This is a genomic window from Polaromonas sp. CG_23.6 (assembly GCF_029892315.1).
Classification (GTDB): Bacteria; Pseudomonadota; Gammaproteobacteria; order Burkholderiales; family Burkholderiaceae_C; genus Polaromonas.
Window position 1 is genome coordinate 2,521,657 of record NZ_JARXUY010000001.1, and the last position, 20,396, is coordinate 2,542,052.

Annotated in this window: 18 protein-coding genes; 10 read left to right on the forward strand and 8 right to left on the reverse strand. The window is 57.7% G+C overall.

All coding sequences use genetic code 11. The annotated features are described in order from the left end of the window. Positions 1-238 precede the first annotated feature (238 nt). Together xseA and H4V98_RS11955 are read left to right on the forward strand one after the other, a co-directional pair. Positions 239-1,558 carry an exodeoxyribonuclease VII large subunit gene (gene xseA / locus H4V98_RS11950; RefSeq protein ID WP_280757519.1) on the forward strand — a complete coding sequence of 440 codons (1,320 nt, stop codon included), beginning with the start codon at positions 239-241 and terminating at the stop codon, positions 1,556-1,558. Between the two features lie 56 nt (positions 1,559-1,614). Continuing rightward, complete coding sequence (locus tag H4V98_RS11955) at positions 1,615-2,196, forward strand: Fe-Mn family superoxide dismutase (protein ID WP_196864254.1); 582 nt, start codon at positions 1,615-1,617, stop codon at positions 2,194-2,196. 90 nt (positions 2,197-2,286) lie between these two features. On the opposite strand, the gene H4V98_RS11960 is transcribed toward H4V98_RS11955, so the two are convergent. Both H4V98_RS11960 and H4V98_RS11965 read right to left on the reverse strand, forming a co-directional pair. Continuing rightward, positions 2,287-2,724 (reverse strand): DUF192 domain-containing protein, encoded by a 438-nt coding sequence (locus H4V98_RS11960; protein ID WP_231374820.1) that lies wholly within the window; start codon positions 2,722-2,724, stop codon positions 2,287-2,289. A gap of 163 nt (positions 2,725-2,887) precedes the next feature. Next, positions 2,888-3,235 carry a cell envelope biogenesis protein TolA gene (locus tag H4V98_RS11965; RefSeq protein ID WP_280757520.1) on the reverse strand — a complete coding sequence of 116 codons (348 nt, stop codon included), beginning with the start codon at positions 3,233-3,235 and terminating at the stop codon, positions 2,888-2,890. A 173-nt stretch (positions 3,236-3,408) separates the two neighbouring features. Between H4V98_RS11965 and icd the strand changes: the two genes are divergently transcribed. From icd to sbcB, 4 genes are all read left to right on the forward strand, one after another. Further along, complete coding sequence (icd, locus tag H4V98_RS11970) at positions 3,409-4,662, forward strand: NADP-dependent isocitrate dehydrogenase (RefSeq protein ID WP_196864235.1); 1,254 nt, start codon at positions 3,409-3,411, stop codon at positions 4,660-4,662. A gap of 173 nt (positions 4,663-4,835) precedes the next feature. After that, positions 4,836-5,207 (forward strand): ATP-dependent Clp protease adapter ClpS, encoded by a 372-nt coding sequence (gene clpS, locus H4V98_RS11975; protein WP_196864236.1) that lies wholly within the window; start codon positions 4,836-4,838, stop codon positions 5,205-5,207. A 79-nt stretch (positions 5,208-5,286) separates the two neighbouring features. Beyond that, entirely contained in the window at positions 5,287-7,623 is a 2,337-nt protein-coding gene (gene clpA, locus H4V98_RS11980; RefSeq protein ID WP_196864237.1) for an ATP-dependent Clp protease ATP-binding subunit ClpA, read from the forward strand. A gap of 157 nt (positions 7,624-7,780) precedes the next feature. Then, a complete protein-coding gene (sbcB, locus tag H4V98_RS11985; protein ID WP_196864238.1) occupies positions 7,781-9,223 on the forward strand; it encodes an exodeoxyribonuclease I in 1,443 nt (480 codons plus the stop codon). A 70-nt stretch (positions 9,224-9,293) separates the two neighbouring features. On the opposite strand, the gene H4V98_RS11990 is transcribed toward sbcB, so the two are convergent. Together H4V98_RS11990 and H4V98_RS11995 are read right to left on the reverse strand one after the other, a co-directional pair. After that, on the reverse strand, positions 9,294-10,037 hold the full coding sequence (locus tag H4V98_RS11990) for a glutathione S-transferase (RefSeq protein ID WP_196864239.1): 744 nt from the start codon (positions 10,035-10,037) through the stop codon (positions 9,294-9,296). A gap of 1 nt (position 10,038) precedes the next feature. Then, entirely contained in the window at positions 10,039-10,995 is a 957-nt protein-coding gene (locus H4V98_RS11995; protein WP_280757521.1) for a rhodanese-related sulfurtransferase, read from the reverse strand. A 236-nt stretch (positions 10,996-11,231) separates the two neighbouring features. Between H4V98_RS11995 and H4V98_RS12000 the strand changes: the two genes are divergently transcribed. Then, entirely contained in the window at positions 11,232-12,455 is a 1,224-nt protein-coding gene (locus H4V98_RS12000; protein WP_196864241.1) for a PHB depolymerase family esterase, read from the forward strand. 104 nt (positions 12,456-12,559) lie between these two features. On the opposite strand, the gene H4V98_RS12005 is transcribed toward H4V98_RS12000, so the two are convergent. Together H4V98_RS12005 and H4V98_RS12010 are read right to left on the reverse strand one after the other, a co-directional pair. After that, complete coding sequence (locus H4V98_RS12005) at positions 12,560-13,087, reverse strand: hypothetical protein (protein WP_231374809.1); 528 nt, start codon at positions 13,085-13,087, stop codon at positions 12,560-12,562. Between the two features lie 32 nt (positions 13,088-13,119). After that, positions 13,120-13,635 carry a hypothetical protein gene (locus tag H4V98_RS12010; protein WP_196864242.1) on the reverse strand — a complete coding sequence of 172 codons (516 nt, stop codon included), beginning with the start codon at positions 13,633-13,635 and terminating at the stop codon, positions 13,120-13,122. A gap of 158 nt (positions 13,636-13,793) precedes the next feature. Here H4V98_RS12010 and H4V98_RS12015 point away from each other — a divergent pair, with 158 nt between their 5' ends. Next, positions 13,794-16,178, forward strand: a complete 2,385-nt coding sequence (locus H4V98_RS12015; protein ID WP_196864243.1) for a Tex family protein — start codon at positions 13,794-13,796, stop codon at positions 16,176-16,178. Between the two features lie 165 nt (positions 16,179-16,343). Here the strand turns inward: H4V98_RS12015 and H4V98_RS12020 are convergent, their stop codons facing one another. Next, positions 16,344-17,480: an iron-containing alcohol dehydrogenase gene (locus tag H4V98_RS12020; RefSeq protein WP_196864244.1), complete on the reverse strand. Its 1,137-nt coding sequence runs from the start codon at positions 17,478-17,480 to the stop codon at positions 16,344-16,346. Positions 17,481-17,688: 208 nt separating this feature from the next. On the opposite strand from H4V98_RS12020, the gene H4V98_RS12025 reads away from it, so the two are divergent. Together H4V98_RS12025 and H4V98_RS12030 are read left to right on the forward strand one after the other, a co-directional pair. Beyond that, positions 17,689-18,621 (forward strand): alpha/beta hydrolase, encoded by a 933-nt coding sequence (locus H4V98_RS12025; protein WP_231374810.1) that lies wholly within the window; start codon positions 17,689-17,691, stop codon positions 18,619-18,621. Continuing rightward, a complete protein-coding gene (locus H4V98_RS12030) occupies positions 18,611-19,462 on the forward strand; it encodes a YbgC/FadM family acyl-CoA thioesterase (RefSeq protein WP_196864246.1) in 852 nt (283 codons plus the stop codon). Before H4V98_RS12025 ends, H4V98_RS12030 begins: the two co-directional genes overlap by 11 nt. Positions 19,463-19,543: 81 nt before the next feature. Here H4V98_RS12030 and H4V98_RS12035 read toward each other — a convergent pair whose 3' ends face one another. Further along, positions 19,544-20,389, reverse strand: a complete 846-nt coding sequence (locus H4V98_RS12035; RefSeq protein WP_196864247.1) for an NRDE family protein — start codon at positions 20,387-20,389, stop codon at positions 19,544-19,546. Positions 20,390-20,396 lie beyond the last annotated feature (7 nt).

A 20,396-nucleotide genomic window follows, 5' to 3' on the forward strand; every position in this document is an offset into this window, starting at 1 on the left:
CGAATCATTTAACGCACAAAATCTGTGGATAACTTTGTGAGTAAGTCTGTGCTGATCTTGTCCAAAGCCGCGCCAGCCCGTCATTTCGATAAAACGATGAAAATTTAGGCAGCATTTTTTCTTTTTAAATCAATGGGTTGCACCATTAATTGGACTTCTCCACGGGTGCCTTATAAGCACCGAGTTACTTTTCTCCACCTGTGGACTACTGATTTTTTAGACATTTCTGGAGATTGCTGTGGCTGATGCTTACCCTTTGCGCGAAAACCTGCAGGCCCCTTCGTCTGCAGTGGGCGTGCGCATCTGGCCAGTCGGCTCGTTGCTGCGTGCCATTGCCGAAAGCCTGGAAGGCCGGTTTAATCCTGTCGCGGTACAGGGCGAGCTGTCCGGCTTTTCACGCGCCTCCAGCGGGCATTGCTATTTTTCGCTCAAAGATGAGCAGGGGCAGATTCGCTGCGCCATGTTTCGGCGAGCGGCGGGGCTACTTGATTTTTCTCCGCGTGATGGTCAATTGGTCGAATTGCGCGGCCGGCTGGGCGTCTATGAGCCACGGGGCGAACTGCAACTGGTGGTTGAATCCATGCAGCAGGCAGGTCAAGGCAATTTATTCGAACAATTTCTGCAACTCAAGGCACGGCTTGAATCAGAAGGGTTGTTCGCCAGCGCCCGAAAGCGTCCGTTGCCGGTCATGCCGCGTGCCATTGGTGTGGTGACGTCGCTGGGCGCCGCTGCGCTGCATGACGTGGTGACGGCTTTGCAGCGCCGGGTGCCGCACATCCCCGTGGTGATCTATCCGGCCCGCGTGCAGGGCGCGCAAGCTGCTGGAGAACTGCGCAGCGCATTGCTCCAGGCGGCCAATCGGCAAGCAACAGATCAGGTCGATGTGCTGCTGCTGGTTCGTGGCGGCGGCGCCATGGAAGACCTTTGGGCTTTCAACGATGAATTGCTGGCACGGACCATCATCGTCTCGCCCATGCCGGTGATTTGCGGTGTCGGGCACGAAACGGATTTCACCATAGCGGACTTTTGTGCCGATGTGCGCGCGCCAACACCCACGGCGGCAGCCGAACTGTGTGCACAGCCGCAGACTTCGTGGCTGGCTGCACTCGAACAATCTTTTTCTCGCCTGCAAAACGGTGTAGACCGGCAAATACAGGCGGCCAATCAGCGGATAGACCGGGCAACGGCACGCGCCAGCCAGCCTTCGCATCTGATCACGCGTCAGCACGGCAGACTGGGTACTGTCGCCCAAAGCCTCAGCCACGCCATGGAATTGGCACTGGGCAAGGAAAAGTATCGGTTGGAAAACCTCGGCAATGATTTTCCAAAGCTGGTTTCGACCCGTTTGACACACTGCCAGCATCGTCTGGAACGCGCCCAACTGCGGCTTGACATGCTGGATCCGCATCTGGTACTGCAGCGTGGATATGCCTGGATTGCCGACCTTGAAGGGCATGCCATCACCAGCGTGAAAGCCATTCATCCCGGCCAGCCGGTGCGCGCTATCCTTGCCGATGGGCAGGTCGATTTGACGGTCGCTGCACGGCGGCTGATTTAGTTTTTACAATGTCCTTTGAATGTCAATGGACATCTCATCAACCCCACGAGGAAAATATGGAACACACGCTCCCCCCGCTGCCGTATGCCATGGACGCACTGGCTCCGCAATACAGCCAGGAAACCCTTGAGTACCATTATGGAAAGCACCATAACGCCTACGTCACGAACCTCAACAACCTGCAAAAAGGCACCGAGTTCGAGTCGATGACGCTCGAAGAGATCGTCAAGAAATCCAGTGGTGGCGTTTACAACAATGCCGCCCAGATATGGAACCACACATTTTTCTGGAGTTGCATGAAGCCTGCAGGCGGCGGCGAGCCAGGTGGTGCGCTGGCTGAAGCCATCAATGCAAAATTCGGTTCCTACGCAGCGTTCAAAGAGGCCTTTGTCAAGTCCGCTGTCGGCAATTTCGGCTCAGGCTGGACTTGGCTGGTGAAAAAAGCTGACGGCACCGTGGACATTGTTAACACTGGCGCCGCAGGTACCCCGCTGACCACAGGCGATAAGGCCCTTATGACGGTCGACGTATGGGAACATGCGTATTACATTGATTACCGCAACCAGCGCCCCAAGTTTGTTGAAACTTACCTCTCCAGCCTTGTGAACTGGGAATTTGCCGAAAGCAACTTTTCCTGATATTCGATGCTTAAAGACTGACCTTGGTTAGCCAGCAAAAAGCCGACGCAACGTCGGCTTTTTGCTGCGCTGGCTCTCAATGTGCGTGGTTCAGCGCTGACCCTCAAACATCGTCCCTGACAACTTGCTGCCCGGCTTGATGCCTTTTTTGGCGAACCATCCCTTGTTCATTTCCAGGACATAGCGAACCGGCTTGGCTGAACAGTGCGAATCAGTGGTTTCAGGTTTCATATCCGCCGTGTTCACGATCGTGCCGTCATCGGCCACAAAGGCAGCGGTCAGGGGCAGCAGCGTGTTTTTCATCCAGAAGCATTGTTCGGTGGCTTGTTCAAACACAAAGAGCATGCCTTCATGCTGAGGCATGTCCTTGCGCTGCATCAAGCCAATCTGGCGCTGCTGGGGTGTTACTGCCAGTTGGGCGTCAATCACATACATGCCGGCGTTGAGCTTGACACGCTGAAGCGTTAATTGGGGCGCCTCTTGCGCAGCGGTTAATCCTGGCAGCAAGAATGTGGTCACTGCCACCATGGCACCTACAAAGCGGCAGACCTTGGCCGGTATATTGGAAAAGCAGTTCTTGAACCCCATACGTATCTACCCTTAAAGTTTGATCGCCGTCATTAAAACCGGCCAAAAAAAACCCGCACTAGGCGGGCATTTTGACTGAAGCGGGAGGCTGTGTTGCTGGTTTTCAGCTTTTCTTGGCTGCTGCTTCTTTCTTGGCCATGGCGGCGTCTGCCTTTGCTTTCTTCGCAGCATTGGTTTTTTCCTTTTTGGCAGCTTTGGCGGCGGCTTTTTCTTCCTTGGTCATGGCTGCTGGCTTGGCTTTTGCCATGGGTGCTGAGGCCGCTGGCATTGCTGGGGTGGCAGTGGCGGCTGGCATTGCTGTAACTGCTGGCATTGCGGGCTTCGCTGGTGCGGCAGAAGGCGTTTGTGCGTAAGCGCCGACAGCAAAAAGGGTAGCAACGAGGGCAGCGAGGATCTTGTTCATTTGGAATTCCTTGAGAAATTGGTAAGGCAAGTTATCGTTTGAAAACACCCCGAACCTTTCGGAGTCCTTTCCATAACGAGGCAGTTTTCATTGCGTTGACAGCCGCCGCAAATATCTTCGCTAAATATTTTGGGACTAAAATTTATGCGGCTTTCACCTTAATTCCCTGAAGCAACGCGCCTGCCAGGTGCGTCATCCAGGCTTACCGGAGACTTCAGCACATGTACCAGCACATCAAGGTGCCCGCCCAAGGCGAGAAAATCACTGTCAATCCAGACAACTCACTGAATGTGCCTGACGAGCCCATCATTCCGTTCATAGAGGGCGATGGCACGGGTGTCGATATTTCCCCTGTAATGCTCAAAGTGGTTGATGCTGCGGTTGCCAAGGCGTATGGCGGCAAGAAGAAAATTCAGTGGATGGAAGTGTTTGCCGGTGAAAAAGCCACCAAGGTCTATGGACCCGACGTGTGGCTGCCCGAAGAAACGCTGCATGCCGTGAAGGACTATGTGTTGTCAATCAAGGGCCCGCTGACGACGCCCGTGGGTGGTGGTATTCGCAGCCTGAACGTGGCGCTGCGCCAGGAACTGGACCTGTATGTCTGCCTGCGCCCCATACAGTACTTTGCCGGTGTGCCGTCGCCGGTCAAGGAGCCGCAAAAAACGAATATGGTGATCTTTCGCGAAAATTCTGAAGACATTTACGCCGGTATTGAATTTGAATCAGGCAGCGACAAGGCCAAAAAGCTCATCAAGTTCCTACAGGACGAAATGGGTGTCAAGAAGATTCGCTTTCCAGAAACTTCGGGTATTGGCATCAAGCCGGTGTCCAGTGAAGGCACTGAACGCCTCATGCGCAAAGCGATCCAGTACGCCATCGACAACGACAAGCCCAGCGTGACCATCGTGCACAAAGGCAACATCATGAAGTTCACCGAAGGCGGCTTTCGCGACTGGGCGTATGCCTTGGCGCAAAAGGAGTTTGGCGCCGAACTGATCGATGGCGGACCATGGTGCCAGCTCAAGAACCCCAAAACCGGCAAGGATATCGTTATCAAGGACGTGATCGCCGATGCTTTCCTGCAACAAATCCTGCTGCGCCCGGCCGAGTACAGCGTGATTGCCACGCTCAACCTGAACGGCGACTATATTTCCGACGCATTGGCGGCTCAGGTAGGCGGCATCGGCATTGCGCCGGGGGCCAATCTCAGTGACACCATCGCCATGTTTGAAGCCACCCATGGCACGGCACCAAAATACGCTGGAAAGGATTACGTCAATCCCGGTTCACTGATCCTGTCTGCTGAAATGATGCTGCGTCACATGGGATGGATTGAGGCAGCCGATTTGATTATCAGTTCAATGGAGCACTCGATTGACTCCAAGAAGGTCACCTATGATTTTGCCCGCCTCATGGACGGCGCAACGCAGGTAAGCTGCTCTGGATTTGGCCAGGTCATGGTTGACCATATGTAAGCGGATTGCCCTTTAAAAACCATGCAGACCGCCCGGGAGCGATCCCGAGGCGGTTTTTTTATGCCGGACATGTCCGCAGTATGAACCTGCAACTCAAGGCTTGAACTTTGCCTGCACACCACCAATTGATTTGTCTGATGCAATGAACGGTACCGATGGCTAGAATGAATTCCATGGCAACAAAACCCCCCAAATCGCCGGCTCAGCCGCCAAGTCCCGCTGTCGTCAGGCCCGCTGATGTCAATGGCGCGGACTCGGTGGTGCTAGAACGCCGCCCGCAAAAAACCAAACCGCCGCAGATGTACCAAGTGGTGCTTCTCAATGACGACTACACGCCCATGGAGTTTGTGGTGGTGGTCATTCAGGAATTTTTCAGCAAGGACCGTGAGACCGCGACCCAGATCATGCTCAAGATTCACCTTGACGGAAAAGGAATCTGCGGAGTTTTCTCCAGGGATGTTGCTGCTACCAAGGTAGACCAGGTGACCGAAGCCGCGAGAAAAAACGGTCATCCGTTGCAATGTGTCAGCGAGCCCATTGAATAACGGCAAAATCGGCCAATATTCTTTCAAGTCCCGAACAGACAAGTTAAGTAGTTACCCAAGCAAGCCGAAAGGAAAATCTATGATCGCCCAGGAATTAGAAGTCAGCTTGCACATGGCGTTTGTCGAGGCACGCCAGCAACGCCACGAGTTCATCACCGTCGAGCACTTGCTGCTGGCCTTGCTGGACAACCCAAGTGCCGCTGAAGTGCTGCGCGCCTGCTCAGCCAATGTGGATGATTTGCGCAAATCGCTTGCCAATTTCATTAAAGACAACACGCCACAGGTGGCTGGCAGCGACGATGTTGACACGCAGCCCACCTTGGGTTTCCAGCGTGTGATCCAGCGTGCCATCATGCATGTGCAGTCCACTGGCAGTGGAAAAAAGGAAGTGACCGGCGCCAACGTGCTGGTTGCCATTTTTGGCGAAAAGGACTCGCATGCGGTGTATTACCTGCACCAGCAGGGTGTCACACGCCTTGATGTGGTGAATTTCATTGCCCACGGCATCAAGAAAAGCGATCCGCCCGAGCCGACCAAAACCGGCGAGAGCGCTGCTGAAAACGAAGAAGGTGGCGAGAAGAATGAAAAAGCGTCGCCGCTTGAGCAGTACACCGTGAACCTCAACCAGCTTGCCAAGGAAGGCAAGATCGACCCGCTGATTGGCCGGCACTATGAGGTTGAGCGTGTGATCCAGATCCTGTGCCGCCGACGCAAAAACAACCCTCTTCTGGTGGGTGAAGCCGGCGTGGGCAAGACCGCAATTGCCGAGGGCCTGGCCTGGCGCATCACGCAAAAAGACGTGCCCGAGATCCTGGCCGAGGCACAGGTCTATTCGCTCGACATGGGCGCGTTGCTGGCCGGCACCAAGTACCGTGGCGACTTTGAGCAACGCCTCAAGGGTGTGCTCAAGTCCTTGAAGGACAAGCCGAACGGCATCTTGTTTATCGACGAAATCCACACGCTGATCGGCGCTGGTGCGGCTTCTGGCGGCACGCTGGATGCGTCCAATTTGCTGAAACCAGCCCTCAGCTCGGGCCAGCTCAAGTGCATTGGTGCGACCACCTTCACTGAGTACCGCGGCATCTTCGAAAAAGACGCGGCCTTGTCGCGGCGCTTTCAGAAGGTCGATGTCGTCGAGCCGACAGTGCAGGAAACCGTCGACATCCTCAAGGGGCTGAAGTCGCGCTTTGAAGAGCACCATGGTGTCAAATATGCCGTGGCCGCCCTGCAAGCAGCCGCTGAACTCAGCGCCAAGTACATCAATGACCGCCATTTGCCTGACAAGGCGATTGACGTGATTGACGAGGCGGGCGCTGCCCAGCGCATTTTGCCGGCTAACAAGCGCAAGAAAACCATCACCAAGACCGAGGTGGAGGAAATCGTCGCCAAGATCGCGCGCATTCCGCCTGCCAATGTCTCGAATGATGACCGCGGCAAGCTCAAAACGCTGGAACGCGACCTGAAAAGCGTGGTGTTCGGCCAGGACAAGGCACTCGACGTGTTGGCCTCAGCCGTCAAGATGGCGCGTTCCGGTCTGGGCAAGGAAGACAAGCCGATTGGCTCTTTCCTGTTTTCTGGCCCCACGGGCGTCGGCAAGACCGAAGCGGCCAAGCAACTTGCCTACATCATGGGCATCGAGCTGATCCGCTTCGACATGTCCGAATACATGGAGCGCCACGCCGTGAGCCGCCTGATTGGCGCGCCTCCGGGATATGTCGGGTTTGACCAGGGCGGGCTGCTGACCGAAGCGGTCACCAAGAAGCCGCATTGTGTGCTGCTGCTCGACGAAATCGAAAAAGCGCATCCGGACATCTTCAACGTGCTGTTGCAGGTCATGGACCATGGCACGCTGACAGATAACAACGGGCGCAAGGCCGATTTCCGTAACGTGATCATCGTCATGACGACCAATGCGGGCGCCGAGACCATGAACAAGGCGACCATCGGCTTCACTAATCCGCGCGAAGCCGGCGACGAGATTGCCGACATCAAACGCCTGTTCACGCCAGAGTTCCGCAACCGCCTGGATGCGGTGGTGAGCTTCAAGGCGCTCGACGCTGTTGTCATCTTGCGCGTGGTGGACAAGTTCCTGCTGCAGCTTGAAACCCAACTGGCCGAGAAAAAGGTCGAGGTGACCTTCACCGATACGCTGCGCAAGTATTTGGGCAAGAAGGGTTTTGATCCGCTCATGGGCGCGCGTCCGATGCAGCGGCTGATTCAGGACACCATCCGCCGTGCGCTGGCCGACGAGCTGCTGTTTGGCCGCCTGACCGAAGGCGGTCGACTGACGGTGGACATGAAGGTCACGACCGACGAAAAAGGCGTGGAAAACGGCGAAGTCGAGTTGGACATCCAGCCGCTGCCCAAGCGCGAAGGCCGCGCCAAGCCAGAGCCGGAAGCCGCAGAAGCGAGCTGATCGTTCGATGCCTGCCTTGACAGGCTGGCAGGCTAAAAAAGGCCGGTAGCATCAAGCTATCGGCCTTTTTCTTTTTGCTATTAAAATAATAGCTGTATGCGTATGTGCCGTATGCGAAAAAAGCTCTTTTTATTAAAAAAACTGGAAAAACCGGCCCATGGATTCCCACACATTTTTCTGGCATGACTACGAAACTTTCGGCCTGAATCCCCGGCGCGATCGGCCAGCACAGTTTGCCGGTATTCGCACCGATGCCGAACTCAACGAGATCGGCGAGCCGTTGATGATTTACTGCCAGCCGGCCAACGACTACCTGCCTGACCCGACGTCGTGCATGCTGACCGGCATCACACCACAGCATTGTCTGGTGCAGGGTGTGCCGGAGCATGCGTTCGCAGCGCAGATTGAGCAAGTGCTGGCGCTGCCCGGCACGATCGGCGTGGGCTACAACACCATTCGCTTTGACGATGAGGTGACGCGGTTCATGTTCTGGCGAAACCTGATCGAGCCCTACGGCCGTGAATGGCAAAACGACTGTGGCCGCTGGGACCTGCTCGATGTGGTGCGCATGGCCTATGCGCTTCGGCCTGACGGAATTAAATGGCCGCTGAAAGAAGATGGCAAGCCCAGCTTTAAGCTCGGAGATCTGGCGCGCGCCAATGGCTTGATGCATGAAACTGCGCACGATGCGCTGTCGGATGTGCGCGCCACGATTGCACTGGCCCGGTTGATCCGCTCGGCGCAACCCAAGCTGTTCGACTTTTGCCTGGGGCTGCACAAGAAGACCCGCGTGCTTTCTGAACTGGGTCTGCCGGCAACGTCACAGCTGTCCAAGCCTTTTTTGCATGTCTCGGGCATGTTTTCGCCTGAGCGCGGTTGTCTGGCGATCATGTTTCCGCTGGCTGCCCATCTGGCGAATAAAAATGAAGTGCTGGCCTGGGACCTGGCGCATGACCCGAGCGAATTGATGTTGCTCGACGTGGCCACTTTACGCTTGCGGCTGTTCAGTAAATCGGCTGAATTGCCCGAGGGCGTGGCGCGCCTGCCGATCAAGTCAGTGCACCTGAACAAGTCGCCCATGGTCGTACGTAATCTACAGACATTAACCCCAGCGATGGCCGCGCGTTGGGGCATTGACAAGGATCTGGCGCTGCGCCATGCCGAAATTGCCGCTGGTCTGCCCGATATGAGCGCGCTGTGGTCAGAGGTTTTCCAGCGTTCGGCGCAAGACATGCCGGACGTGGATGAAGACCTGTATGGCGGCTTCATTGGCAACGATGACCGCCGCAGGCTGAACCAACTGCGCGCGATGTCGGCTGATGAATTGGCGCACAGCCGCATGGGGTTTGACGACGAGCGTTTGCCCGAACTGGTGTTTCGCTACCGCGCCCGCAATTTTCCGCAAAGCCTCAATCCGCAAGATGCAGCCCGTTGGGACGCGCATCGGGCCGCATGGCTGCTCGAAGGCGAGGGTGGAGCGCGCAATGTCGATGCGCTGTTTGAAGCCATTGACACCTTGACAGAAACCGCGGACGAGCGGGGCGAGGCCATTCTGGGTGCCTTGTGTGAGTACGCAGAGTCCATTGCGCCAGAGCTTTAGAAAACTCATATTTGCTATTGAATAAATAGCTGGATATGCCCGTGGGATAAGCGCAATTGACCTGAAAGGCTTAAGAATAAAGCTTCTGTTCAGCCACTAAGCCGAACGCAATGCCCGTTTCGCCTGGCTGCCATGGCGGATACTTTTCCATGACCTGCTGGAACAGCGGTCCGGTCTGCCAGTCAAGCAGCCATGCCTTCAGGTGCGGCCAAGGCCGGGCATCAAACCAGGCTGGGTCGGTGTGCGCAAACTGTCGGACAAAGGGCAGGATGGCCATGTCGGCCAGGCTTGGTGCTTCGCCAAACAACCAGGCGTGGCAGCCAAAAACGCTTAAACGGCTTTGTAGCGTCATGAGCCAACGCTCTGCGTTCAGTCGGTTCGACTGGGCAAAGAATTGCTCGTCACCAGCATGCTCGTGCCTGTAACGGTTCGGGTACTTGTAGCGGTCCAGGTGTTGCTTGAACTCTCCGTCGTTGTCAGCGATCAGCGCGCGCATGGCGTTCAGCGTATCGCCATCTGACGCGAGCCAGTTGTGCGGGTCATGTTGTGTCAGCGCCCAGTGCATGATGTCCAGGCTCTGCTCGATCACCTGGCCGCCGGGCAGCACCAGCACGGGAACCGTGGCCTTGGGAGACGCTGCCAGCAGGTCGGCGGGTTTGTTGCGCAACACGACCTCACGCAATTCGCAGCGCACACCACTGGTTGCGATGGCCAGCCGCGCCCGCATTGCATACGGGCATCGGCGAAAGGAATAAAGCACAGGCAGGGGCTGAGTACGTTCGGCAAAAGCCGCCAGGGCCGAAATTGGGGTCATGTCAGTCGCTGCCCGGTTGCCGCACACCTATGTGCGCTTGATGGCGCTTGGCCGCCAGACCGACCTGGCGCTGGCGTTCACGGTAGCCATGTTTTTGCACGTCGGTGGTGCGGTCGTGGCAGTGTGCGCAGCTCACGCCGAGTTCATACAACGGTGATTGACGGTCTGTGGCGCTCAACGGGTCGCGGCAGGACCGGCACAGCGTGAAGTCGCCCGGCTGAAGTCCATGGCCGACCGAGACCCGCTCGTCAAACACAAAGCATTCGCCCTGCCAGCGGCTGTTTGCCTCGGGCATGGTTTCAAGGTATTTGAGAATGCCGCCTTCAAGGTGGTAGACCTCTTCGAAACCCTGTGCCCGCATGAAGGCGGTGGATTTTTCGCAGCGGATGCCTCCGGTGCAGAACATCGCGACGCGTGGCTTCTTGCCATCCACCGGCGCCAGCGCGCCGCCTTCGGCCATTTGCTTTTCGACCCACGCGGGCAACTCGGAAAAGCTGTGGGTAGCCGGATTGATCGCATTCTGGAAGGTACCGATGGCCACCTCATAGTCATTACGGGTATCGACCAGCACCAGCGCCGGGTCGGCCAGCAACTTGTCCCAGTCCTGCGGCTTGACGTACTGGCCGGCCATCAACGCCGGATTCACGTCGGGGACACCCAACGTGACGATCTCCTTTTTCAGCCGTACTTTCATGCGATAGAACGGCATCTGCGCGGCATGCGCTTCTTTGTGCTCCAGCTTGGCCAGGCGCGGGTCGTTGCGCAGAAAGCCCAGCACCGCTTGCACGCCTTCAGGCGTTCCGGCAATCGTGCCGTTGATGCCTTCGGATGCCAGCAGGAATGTGCCCTTGACGCCGTGCGACTCGCAGCAGTCCAGCAACGGTGCCTGCAGCGCAGCAAAATCGGGCATTTCAACAAATTTATACAGTGCGGCGGTCAGGAAGTCGGGCGAGGTCATAGAAAAAATCCAGGCAGAAAAAAGAGTTGAGCGCTGTCGTGCTGCGATGGGCTAATTATCCCGCCACCCGGTTTTTTTATCGCCGTGCCTTGTATCTGGGGAAAAGTGCTTACAAAAAATTATGCTGCATTGCAGCAAAATACAGCCAGCGGTTGAGCAATCAGGAGCCGGCGCATGGCGTTAACGAGATCGACCCCATTTCAGACCTTTTGACAGTTCACAAAGCCAAAATTTCCATGACAAAAAGTCTGACCAGCCTCTGGCTCAAGAATCTGCGCCGTGTTGGCAAGGCCCAGCAGGCACAGGGTCGTCAACTCTTCAAAAGCCTGTTGACGACAGCGGCCCGGGCACCGCAGGTCAAAATGACAAAACCTGCCAATGTGGCCAAGGCTGTTCGACCCGCCACCCTGAAAATCGTCAAGGCGCTGAAGCCGGTAAAACCCCCGGTGGTAAAAACTGCAAAGCCACGCCGTAGGGCGGCTGCTGTGCCAGCCCAGCCCGCAGTCGCGCTCCTGCCGGCACTGCCCGGAAGCTGGAAGAAAGCATTTTTCAGCTTGCCGGGTACAGGGCTGGCGCCAGCGCGCAGGATGATGTACTGGCTTTACCTGCCGTCAGGCGTTGCCAATGCGCCGCTTCCACTGGTCGTGATGTTGCACGGATGCAAGCAAACCGCGACCGATTTCGCCGCTTCCACCCGCATGAACCAGCTGGCCGAGCGCAAGGGCTTCGCAGTGCTGTATCCGCAGCAGTCGGCGGCCGCTGACGCGAACCGTTGCTGGCACTGGTACCGGCGCGCCACCCAGCAAGGCCATGGCGATGTCGCGCTGATTGCTGAAATGATCAAGCAGGTACGCGCCCGGCATCAACTCGACACCAAGCGAACCTATGCGGCGGGCCTGTCTGCCGGGGCTGGCCTGGCGACCATTTTGGCCTTGCGCCATCCGCAATTGATTGCCGCGGCTGGCCTGCATTCGGCGCCGGTCTATGGCACCAGTGACTCGCCGATAAGCGGCTTCCAGGCGATGCAGCAGGGCGCTGGCGTGCACCACCGGGATGCGGTGAGCGAGTTCAGTGACAGCAAGCTGCATTTTCCTGGCATGCCGGTCATGCTGATCCAGGGCAAAAGCGATTCGGTGGTGCGCCGCGTCAATGTGGACAACTTGAGCGCGCAATTTTCAATCGTTGACGCGCCCTGGATCACCAGCGCCCAGCCCGTGGTGCGCAGCTACGCCGGGCGCAGCAGCGGCCGAAGTCCGCGCCATGCGTACAAGACGACAACCTATTACGCTGGCCGAAAGCCGATGCTGGTCAAGTGCGAGATTGACGGGCTGGGCCACGCATGGAGCGGCGGCGAAGGCAGCCTGGACTACAGCGCGCCTGAAGGACCGGACGCCACCTTGCTGCTGTGGACGTTTTTCTCGGGCCAGCAACGCCAGCAATCAGTGCCTGTGGTGATGTGAGCGTGCCGGCCTGACGACATTGCCTTTTTCAAGCCGAAAATGGCTCTTGCGCAATATAGACGGACATTTATTGCTATTATTTTTGTCTATTGAGACACACAGGGCTATTTATGTTCCTCGGGTATTCTTTGCCTGACGGCATTCCAGAGACGAACCAGCGCGCCTTTTGTCATATGCCTCATGCGCCTTCCCAAACGCCAGGGCCACGAAACGCGGACCTGCCGCAGCATCCGGTCTTTCCATGCCTTCCACGGTGGGTACACACGCGAGAACCAGCCCATTTGCATGAGGGCCGGCTCAGTCAACTGGAACAGGCGCGCAGCCAATGCGGTGCCTGCGACTTTTGCCGATACCACCAGGCCGAGGCCCACGCCAATGTGACCCTTGCCCAACAGGAACAGCGCCAGCAGCTTGACGGGAATGAGCAGCAGCACCGGAACGCAAAACGCCAACAGGGCTGCCCAGGGCGGCAAACGAATGATCAGCCGCTCGATCTGCCGCCACACTGGCAGCCGGCCCAGCGCCGCGAAGCCTGCCGCCAGCGGTTCCCAGCCCCATTCCTCGAACAGCAGGAACACCGCCAAGGGTGCAAACAGGATGCCTTTGAAAATCCGTTGGAGGAGGGCGATCAAGTTACTTCAGCCATGTCTTGCATGGCCGAAGCTTATCTGAAGGTGGTGCTGTTGTCGTGCGGCAGATTGATGGTTGAAGCGCGCTGCCCCAGGCGTTGTTCCAGTTCGCCCATGTAGGCGGCCAAGGTGTTGTCCATCTGTTCCATGCGGGCCAGCAAGACTTGTTGCTGCTGGGCAAAACGGTCGGCCATGACGGTTCCCAAAGCCGTTTCGCGATGTTGCTCTGTCAGCGCCTGCGCTTCAAGATAGGAGCGCAATTCCGTGAAGCGGGAGGCTTCGGCCTTGTCGGCAAGTTCGCGCTGGGCATTGAGTTCTCGGGTATGCGTGCGTCCTTCAAGCACATGCCGGCTTTGCATGTAGATGGTGCTGCCCAGGAAAATGATAAGGGTCGCGAGCAACAGACCCAGCATCACCAGTCCGAGTGGCACATTGATGGTCGTAAAGCCCAGGCTCAAGGGGTTGGGCTGGGTAAAGACATCGATGTTCAAGGCCACGAAGCCGGCCAGCATCAGGATGGCAACGATCAAAAGAATGGTGCGAAAACGCATGGATAACTCCCTTTTTAATTGGTATGGATGGCGCAGGCGCAAAGCGGAATTATCGGCGCACAACCTGTTTTTGACTGTGGGACAATTCCGCCCTTTGGCGTCAGTAGGCACAGGAACGGCTGCTGGCGGCAGCCCGAAAAATCTCAACAAGAGACCACATGCAGAAAATCATTCGCCAGATTGCAGCCGAAATCAGGGTCCATGAACACCAGATCAAGACCGCCGTGGAACTGCTCGACGGCGGCGCCACGGTGCCCTTTATTGCGCGCTACCGCAAGGAAGCCACCGGGGGGCTGGACGACATTCAGCTGCGCGAACTCGAACAACGGCTGTCCTATTTGCGTGAACTCGAAGACCGGCGTGAAACGGTATTGAGAAATATTGACGAGCAGGGCAAACTGACACCCGCGTTGCGCATGCTGGTCGAGGCGGCAGCCGCCAAGCAGGATCTGGAAGACCTCTACCTGCCCTACAAGACCAAGCGCCGCACGAAGGGCCAGATGGCGCGTGAAGCCGGGATTGAACCGCTGGCTGACGGGCTGTTCTCCAATCCGTCGCTCCATCCCCTGGAAGAAGCGCAGGCTTTCGTCAAGGCAGAAAAAAATGAAAGTGGCGACGACTTCACCACCGTGCAAGCGGTGCTCGACGGTGTGCGCGACATTTTGAGCGAGCGCTGGGCAGAAGACGCGCTGCTGGTCCAATCGCTGCGCCAGTGGCTCTGGAGCGAAGGCCTGTTGTCGTCCAAGCTGGTCAGCGGCAAGGATGAACACCAGGCCGACACGGCCAAGTTTCGCGATTACTTTGACTACGACGAGCCGATCGGCCGCGTGCCCTCGCACCGTGCGCTGGCCGTGTTTCGCGGCCGGGGGCTGGAAATCCTGGATGCCAAGCTGGTGCTGCCGGTGCCACCCGAAGCCGGCAAGCCGAGCATTGCCGAAGGCAAGATTGCCCTGCACCTGGGCTGGAGCCACAAGGCGCGGCCGGCCGATGACCTGCTGCGCAAGTGCGTTGCCTGGACTTGGCGCGTCAAGCTCAGTTTGTCGCTGGAGCGCGACCTGTTCACCCGCCTGCGTGAAGACGCCGAGAAGGTCGCCATCAAGGTGTTTGCCGACAACCTGCGCGATTTGCTGCTGGCCGCACCCGCCGGACCGCGCGTCGTGATGGGGCTGGACCCGGGCATTCGCACTGGTGTGAAGGTGGCGGTGGTCGACATGACCGGCAAGCTGGTCGAAACCGCCACGGTGTTTCCGCATGAGCCGCGCAAGGACTGGGACGGCTCGCTGCATACGCTGGCGAAGCTGTGCGAAAAGCACGGCGTTAACGTGATTGCCATTGGCAACGGCACGGCCAGCCGTGAAACCGACAAGCTGGCTGGTGATTTGATGAAAATTATGGAAAAACAGGCGTCAGCGCACGCTGGGCAAGCGCCAGCAGCTATCGAAAAAGTAGTGGTTAGCGAAGCAGGTGCATCGGTCTATTCAGCCAGCGAGTTTGCCAGCCAGGAAATGCCCGATGTCGATGTGAGTCTGCGTGGCGCGGCCAGTATTGCGCGGCGCCTGCAGGACCCGCTGGCCGAACTGGTGAAGATCGACCCAAAATCGATTGGCGTCGGCCAGTACCAGCACGACGTGAACCAGAGCGACCTGGCGCGCAGCCTGAGCGCGGTGGTCGAGGACTGCGTGAACAGCGTCGGCGTGGACCTGAACACCGCCAGCGTGCCGCTGCTGGCGCGTGTGTCGGGGCTGAGTCAGACGGTGGCCAAGTCGGTGGTGCGCTGGCGCGATGCGAACGGCGCGTTTGCCAGCCGTGCCGACCTGCTCAAGGTGACGGGGCTGGGCGCCAAGACCTTTGAGCAAAGCGCGGGATTTTTGCGCTTGCGTGGCGGTACGAATCCGCTGGACATGACCGGCGTGCACCCTGAAACCTATTCGGTGGTCGAAACAATCATGGCGCACACCGGCAAGCCGGTAACCGAACTGATGGGCCGCGCCGAGATGCTCAAGACGCTGAAACCCGAGTTGTTTGCGAATGAAAAATTCGGCGTCATCACCGTTAAAGACATATTGGCCGAGCTTGAAAAGCCGGCTCGCGACCCGCGCCCGGACTTCAAGGTGGCGCGCTTTAACGACGGCGTGGAGGATATCAAGGACCTTCAGCCCGGCATGCTGCTGGAAGGCACAGTCAGCAACGTGGCAGCTTTCGGCGCATTCATCGACATTGGTGTGCACCAGGACGGTCTGGTGCATGTCAGCCAGCTGTCCAACAAGTTCGTGACCGACGCGCGCGAAGTCGTCAAGACTGGCGACATCGTCAAGGTGCGCGTCACCGAGGTCGACGTGGCGCGCAAGCGTATCGCCCTGACCATGAAGCTGGACGCTGCGCCAGCGCGCCGTGACGGCCCGCGCGACAACCGCTTTGAGGGCGCCAACCGTGACCAGCGCGGTGCGCAAAACCGGGGCGACGGGCGATCCGGCGTTTTGCAGCCCGTTTCGCCTTCTGCCATGGCGTCGGCTTTCAGCAAGCTGGGCGGATTGAAAAAATAGTTGTCAGCGAGCTGGCAAGCATCGCCACCCCCGCGTTTCAGTGCTGTTTGCGCAGGGGTACTTTCACTTCAAGACGCGGAATGTGACTGCTACCATGGCCGCGCTGGCGCTGGCTTGCCATTGATTGAGCTGATCCAGCTTCCCGCATGGCTGCTTGAAGCCGTCTCACATCGATTCGAGCAGCATGCGCTGGTAATCATCGCGCGTGGCAATGCGCGGATTGGTCATATGGCAGTGATCGACCATGGCGCCATCGATCACGGCTTTGAACTGGCTCTCGGTCACGCCCACTGCGGCAAGGCCCGATGGCAGGCCGAGCCGGGCATTCATGGCCCGGATGGCATCGGGAATGTCGCTGCCCGTGGCCAGTCCCATCGCCCGGGCCATGCGGTCAAGCCGGTGCTCCTTCTGCACTGACGCCGCTTCGGCGTTGAAGCGGACCACTGCCGGAAGAAACAGCGCATTGAGCGAACCATGGTGCAGTCGCGGGTCCACGCCGCCCAGGCTATGGCTCAGGGAATGCACACAGCCCAATCCTTTTTGGAACGCCATGGCGCCCTGCATCGACGCGCTCATCATGTGCAAACGTGCCTCGCGGTCACTGCCATCGCGCGTCGCGCGCTCGATGTTCGCCCAGCCGCGAGTCAGGCCGTCCAGTGCAATGCCGTCGGCCGGCGGGTTGAAGGCGGCTGACATGAAGGTTTCCATGCAGTGCGCAATCGCGTCCATGCCCGTGGCAGCGGTCAGGCCAGGGGGCAGACCGAACGTCAGTTCAGGGTCGCAAATCGCGGTTTTCGGCACCAAGTGCCAAGAGTGAAAGCCAAGCTTGCGGTGGTCGTTGACGATGATAATGGCGCCGCGCGCCACCTCGCTGCCAGTGCCGCTGGTAGTGGGCACGGCAATCAGCGGTGCAACGCGGTCGGTGATTTTGGACGAGCCGCCTTCGATGGTGGCGTAACTGGTGAGTAGGCCTTCGTGCGTGGCCGCAATCGCCACGCCCTTGGCGCAGTCAATCGCCGAGCCGCCACCGACGGCGATCAGGCCGTCACATCCACTGGTCTTGTAGAGTTCGGCTGCCGCCAGTACAGCGGCTTCCGTCGGATTCGAAGGCGTCTGGTCAAACACCGTGACTTTCAAGCCAGGCAGGGCGTCCAGCGCTTTTTGCAAAATGCCCGCCGCCTTGACGCCCGGATCGGTCACGACCATTGGACGGGTAATGCCGACACGTTCACATTCCTGCTTGAGCAGTTTGATGGCGCCAAACTCAAACTGAACCTGGGTGACGTAATAGATGAAGGCCATGGTCGTGTGTCTTTCTGCGTTGTACGATGCGATGCTGTTGACGTGAACCTTACCTTAAAGGCGGGAGCATCCCTTGAACGACATGCAAACCCTGAAGACGGTCACTTTGGCGATAGAACGTTTGTTGGCATCGGCCAGCCCCTCATTTTTATTCACGCTGTTTAGCTAAATGCATTTCCGTAGCCCAGAAAGTCTGTTGACGCCAGCCATGCGCGATGTTCTCAGCCGCATGGCTCGCGCCAATCGTCCGCCGTTTCACACGCTGACGCCCGTCCAGGCTCGCGCAGCTTACGAAGCTGGATCAAATGTTCTGGAGCTTCCCAAGCAGGCGTTGCCTCGGGTTGTTGATTTCGGCATCCCGGTGCGAGACGGCCATGTGGTGGCCGCGCGGCTGTATGCGCCATCGATGCAAAAACTGCCAGTGCTGCTTTACTTTCACGGCGGCGGTTTCACCATCGGCAGCATCAACACCCATGACGGGCTGTGCCGCCAACTCAGCCACCTGGCGGGTTGTGCTGTGATGTCGGTGGATTACCGGCTTGCGCCTGAGCACAAGTTTCCCGTGGCAGCGCATGACGCCTGGGACACGCTTGAATGGCTGGTCGGTCACGCTGCTGAGCTGGGGCTTGATGGGCATCAGCTTGCCGTTGGCGGCGACAGTGCGGGCGGCACGCTGGCCGCGATGTGCGCATTGCTGGCCCGGGACACCGGCCTGCCACTGGAATTGCAACTGCTGTTTTATCCTGGTTGTGCATCCCACCAGGAAACGGCTTCGCACCGCAGGTTTGCCAAGGGATTTGTGCTCGACGAAGCGGACATCAACTGGTTTTTCAACCATTATTTGCGGAGCCCGGCAGACCGTGAAGACTGGCGTTTCGCGCCGCTCAACGCCAGCCATATGGACGATGTGGCCCCGGCCTGGTTTGGGCTGGCTGAATGCGATCCACTGGTCGAAGAAGGGCTGCTGTATGCCGACAGGCTGCGCGCCGCCAGCGTGCCGGTGGACCTGGAAATCTACCGGGGCGTGACCCATGAATTCATCAAGATGGGCCGCCTCCTTCCGGAGGCGCGCCTTGCCCATGCAGACGCCGCCCGGGCGTTGCGCCATGCCTTTCACCTGAAACCCCACCATGAAGATTGATAATTTCCGGCTGATTCATCGCCTGCGCGTTCGCTGGGCCGAAGTGGACATGCAAAAAATCGTCTTTAACGCGCACTACCTGATGTACTTTGACACCGCCATCACCGACTACTGGCGCGCCTTGGCCCTTCCTTATGAAGAGGCTATGGTTCTACTGGGCGGGGAGCTGTATGTCAAGAAAGCCAGCGTGGAATATCACGGCTCGGCACACTTTGACGACCGGCTTGTCGTGGGGCTGAAGTGCGAACGAATCGGTAATTCATCGATGCTTTTCACCGGCGCGATTTTCAGGGATGATGAACTGCTCATAACCTGTGAACTTGTGTATGTATTTGCCGACCCTGTGTCGCAAACCTCACGTCCTGTACCACCCGGTCTGCGCAGCCTGATCGAGAGGTTTGAAGCGGGTGAATCGATTCTGGAGATCAAGCTTGGCAACTGGGCAGAACTGGGGCTGGTTGCCGCAAGCATCCAGGCGTCTGTAATTGTGGAAACAAGTGCCCCTGAAAATGAATGGAAGGAAGATGACAGTTCAGCCATTTATGCAGTGGGATTTAATGCGCTGGGGCAGCGTATAGCGACAGGCAGGCTGCTCGGGCAATGCAATGGTTCGAGCAAGATAGAACACTTGGTGGTGCATCGCGCGTTACGGGGTGCAGGCATGGGTCAAGCCGTTTTGGAGGCCCTTATCGGTGTGGCCCGGCAACGCGGTGATCACGAAGTAATGCTTCTCACACGCTGCGCAGACCAAGCGTTTTATCAGCGCGAAGGATTCATGACGCGCGCAGAACCTTTTTTTAAAGCGGACAGCATGCGCAGTGAAATGTTCAAATCCCTTTGAGGCCGCACGCTGTGTTGAAATCAAATGCAATTGATTTCAATGTAATCTACAGGTTATTTTCGAAATTTGATACGAAAATAATCAAATGTTGAAGGATATGAAAGACACAGAAGGAACTTCATCAATGCGGTCATGCAGATACGTATGTTCTGCCATGTCAATTCGCAGGAATTTGCCTGGAATTGGTTTTGACAAGCTTCTGGCCACCAAAAGCGTGCTGGTGCGCGTGCCGTAGCCATGTTCCGGGAACGCCACAAATGCACTGGACAAGGCGGCTTCCATGGCTTGCCGGGATTGGGTCATCGGCAAATTGTCAATTGAGGATCGCACGCGATTGGCGAGCGATGTCCAAAGCGGGTCTTGCCACGAATCATCCTGCAAGTCGGACTTGGCTTCCTGCTGCAACGACACCTTTAACGCGGTTTTCAGGGCAAGTGTCTTGAGCCATGGCGTATCAAGTGCTGCATTCGACAGCCCGTAAATGCCCCGTTCCAGCGTTTGGCAATGAAGTCCAGACAAAGAAACGGACGGTCTGTTGGTCATCCACGTCCATTCATTGCGCATCACATCACCCAGGACCAAGTTGAATCCTCCGTAGTTGGGACTGTCTTTTTCAAGCAGGGCTGCAAATGATGCGGCATCTGTGTCGCTTTCCAACCAGCGTGTCACCAGTTTGCCGCGAGAAAATGCGGCAACTTTTGGTTCGGCTTCGCGAACGTTGGTAATAAATGCCACCCGGCCTTGGGGAGAGGTTCCCAGCCAGGTTCCGCCTGCTCGCAGGTCGCGTCCAGAAATGATTTCCTGTCCACCATCCATTTTCCAGCGACCAAGCGGCAGCGTCGGGCGGTCCAAAAACTCATCACGGTTGGAGGCAATCACCAAAGGGCAGCGCTCTGAAGCTCCGATGGCAAAGGCGATCAGGCACATGCCTGCA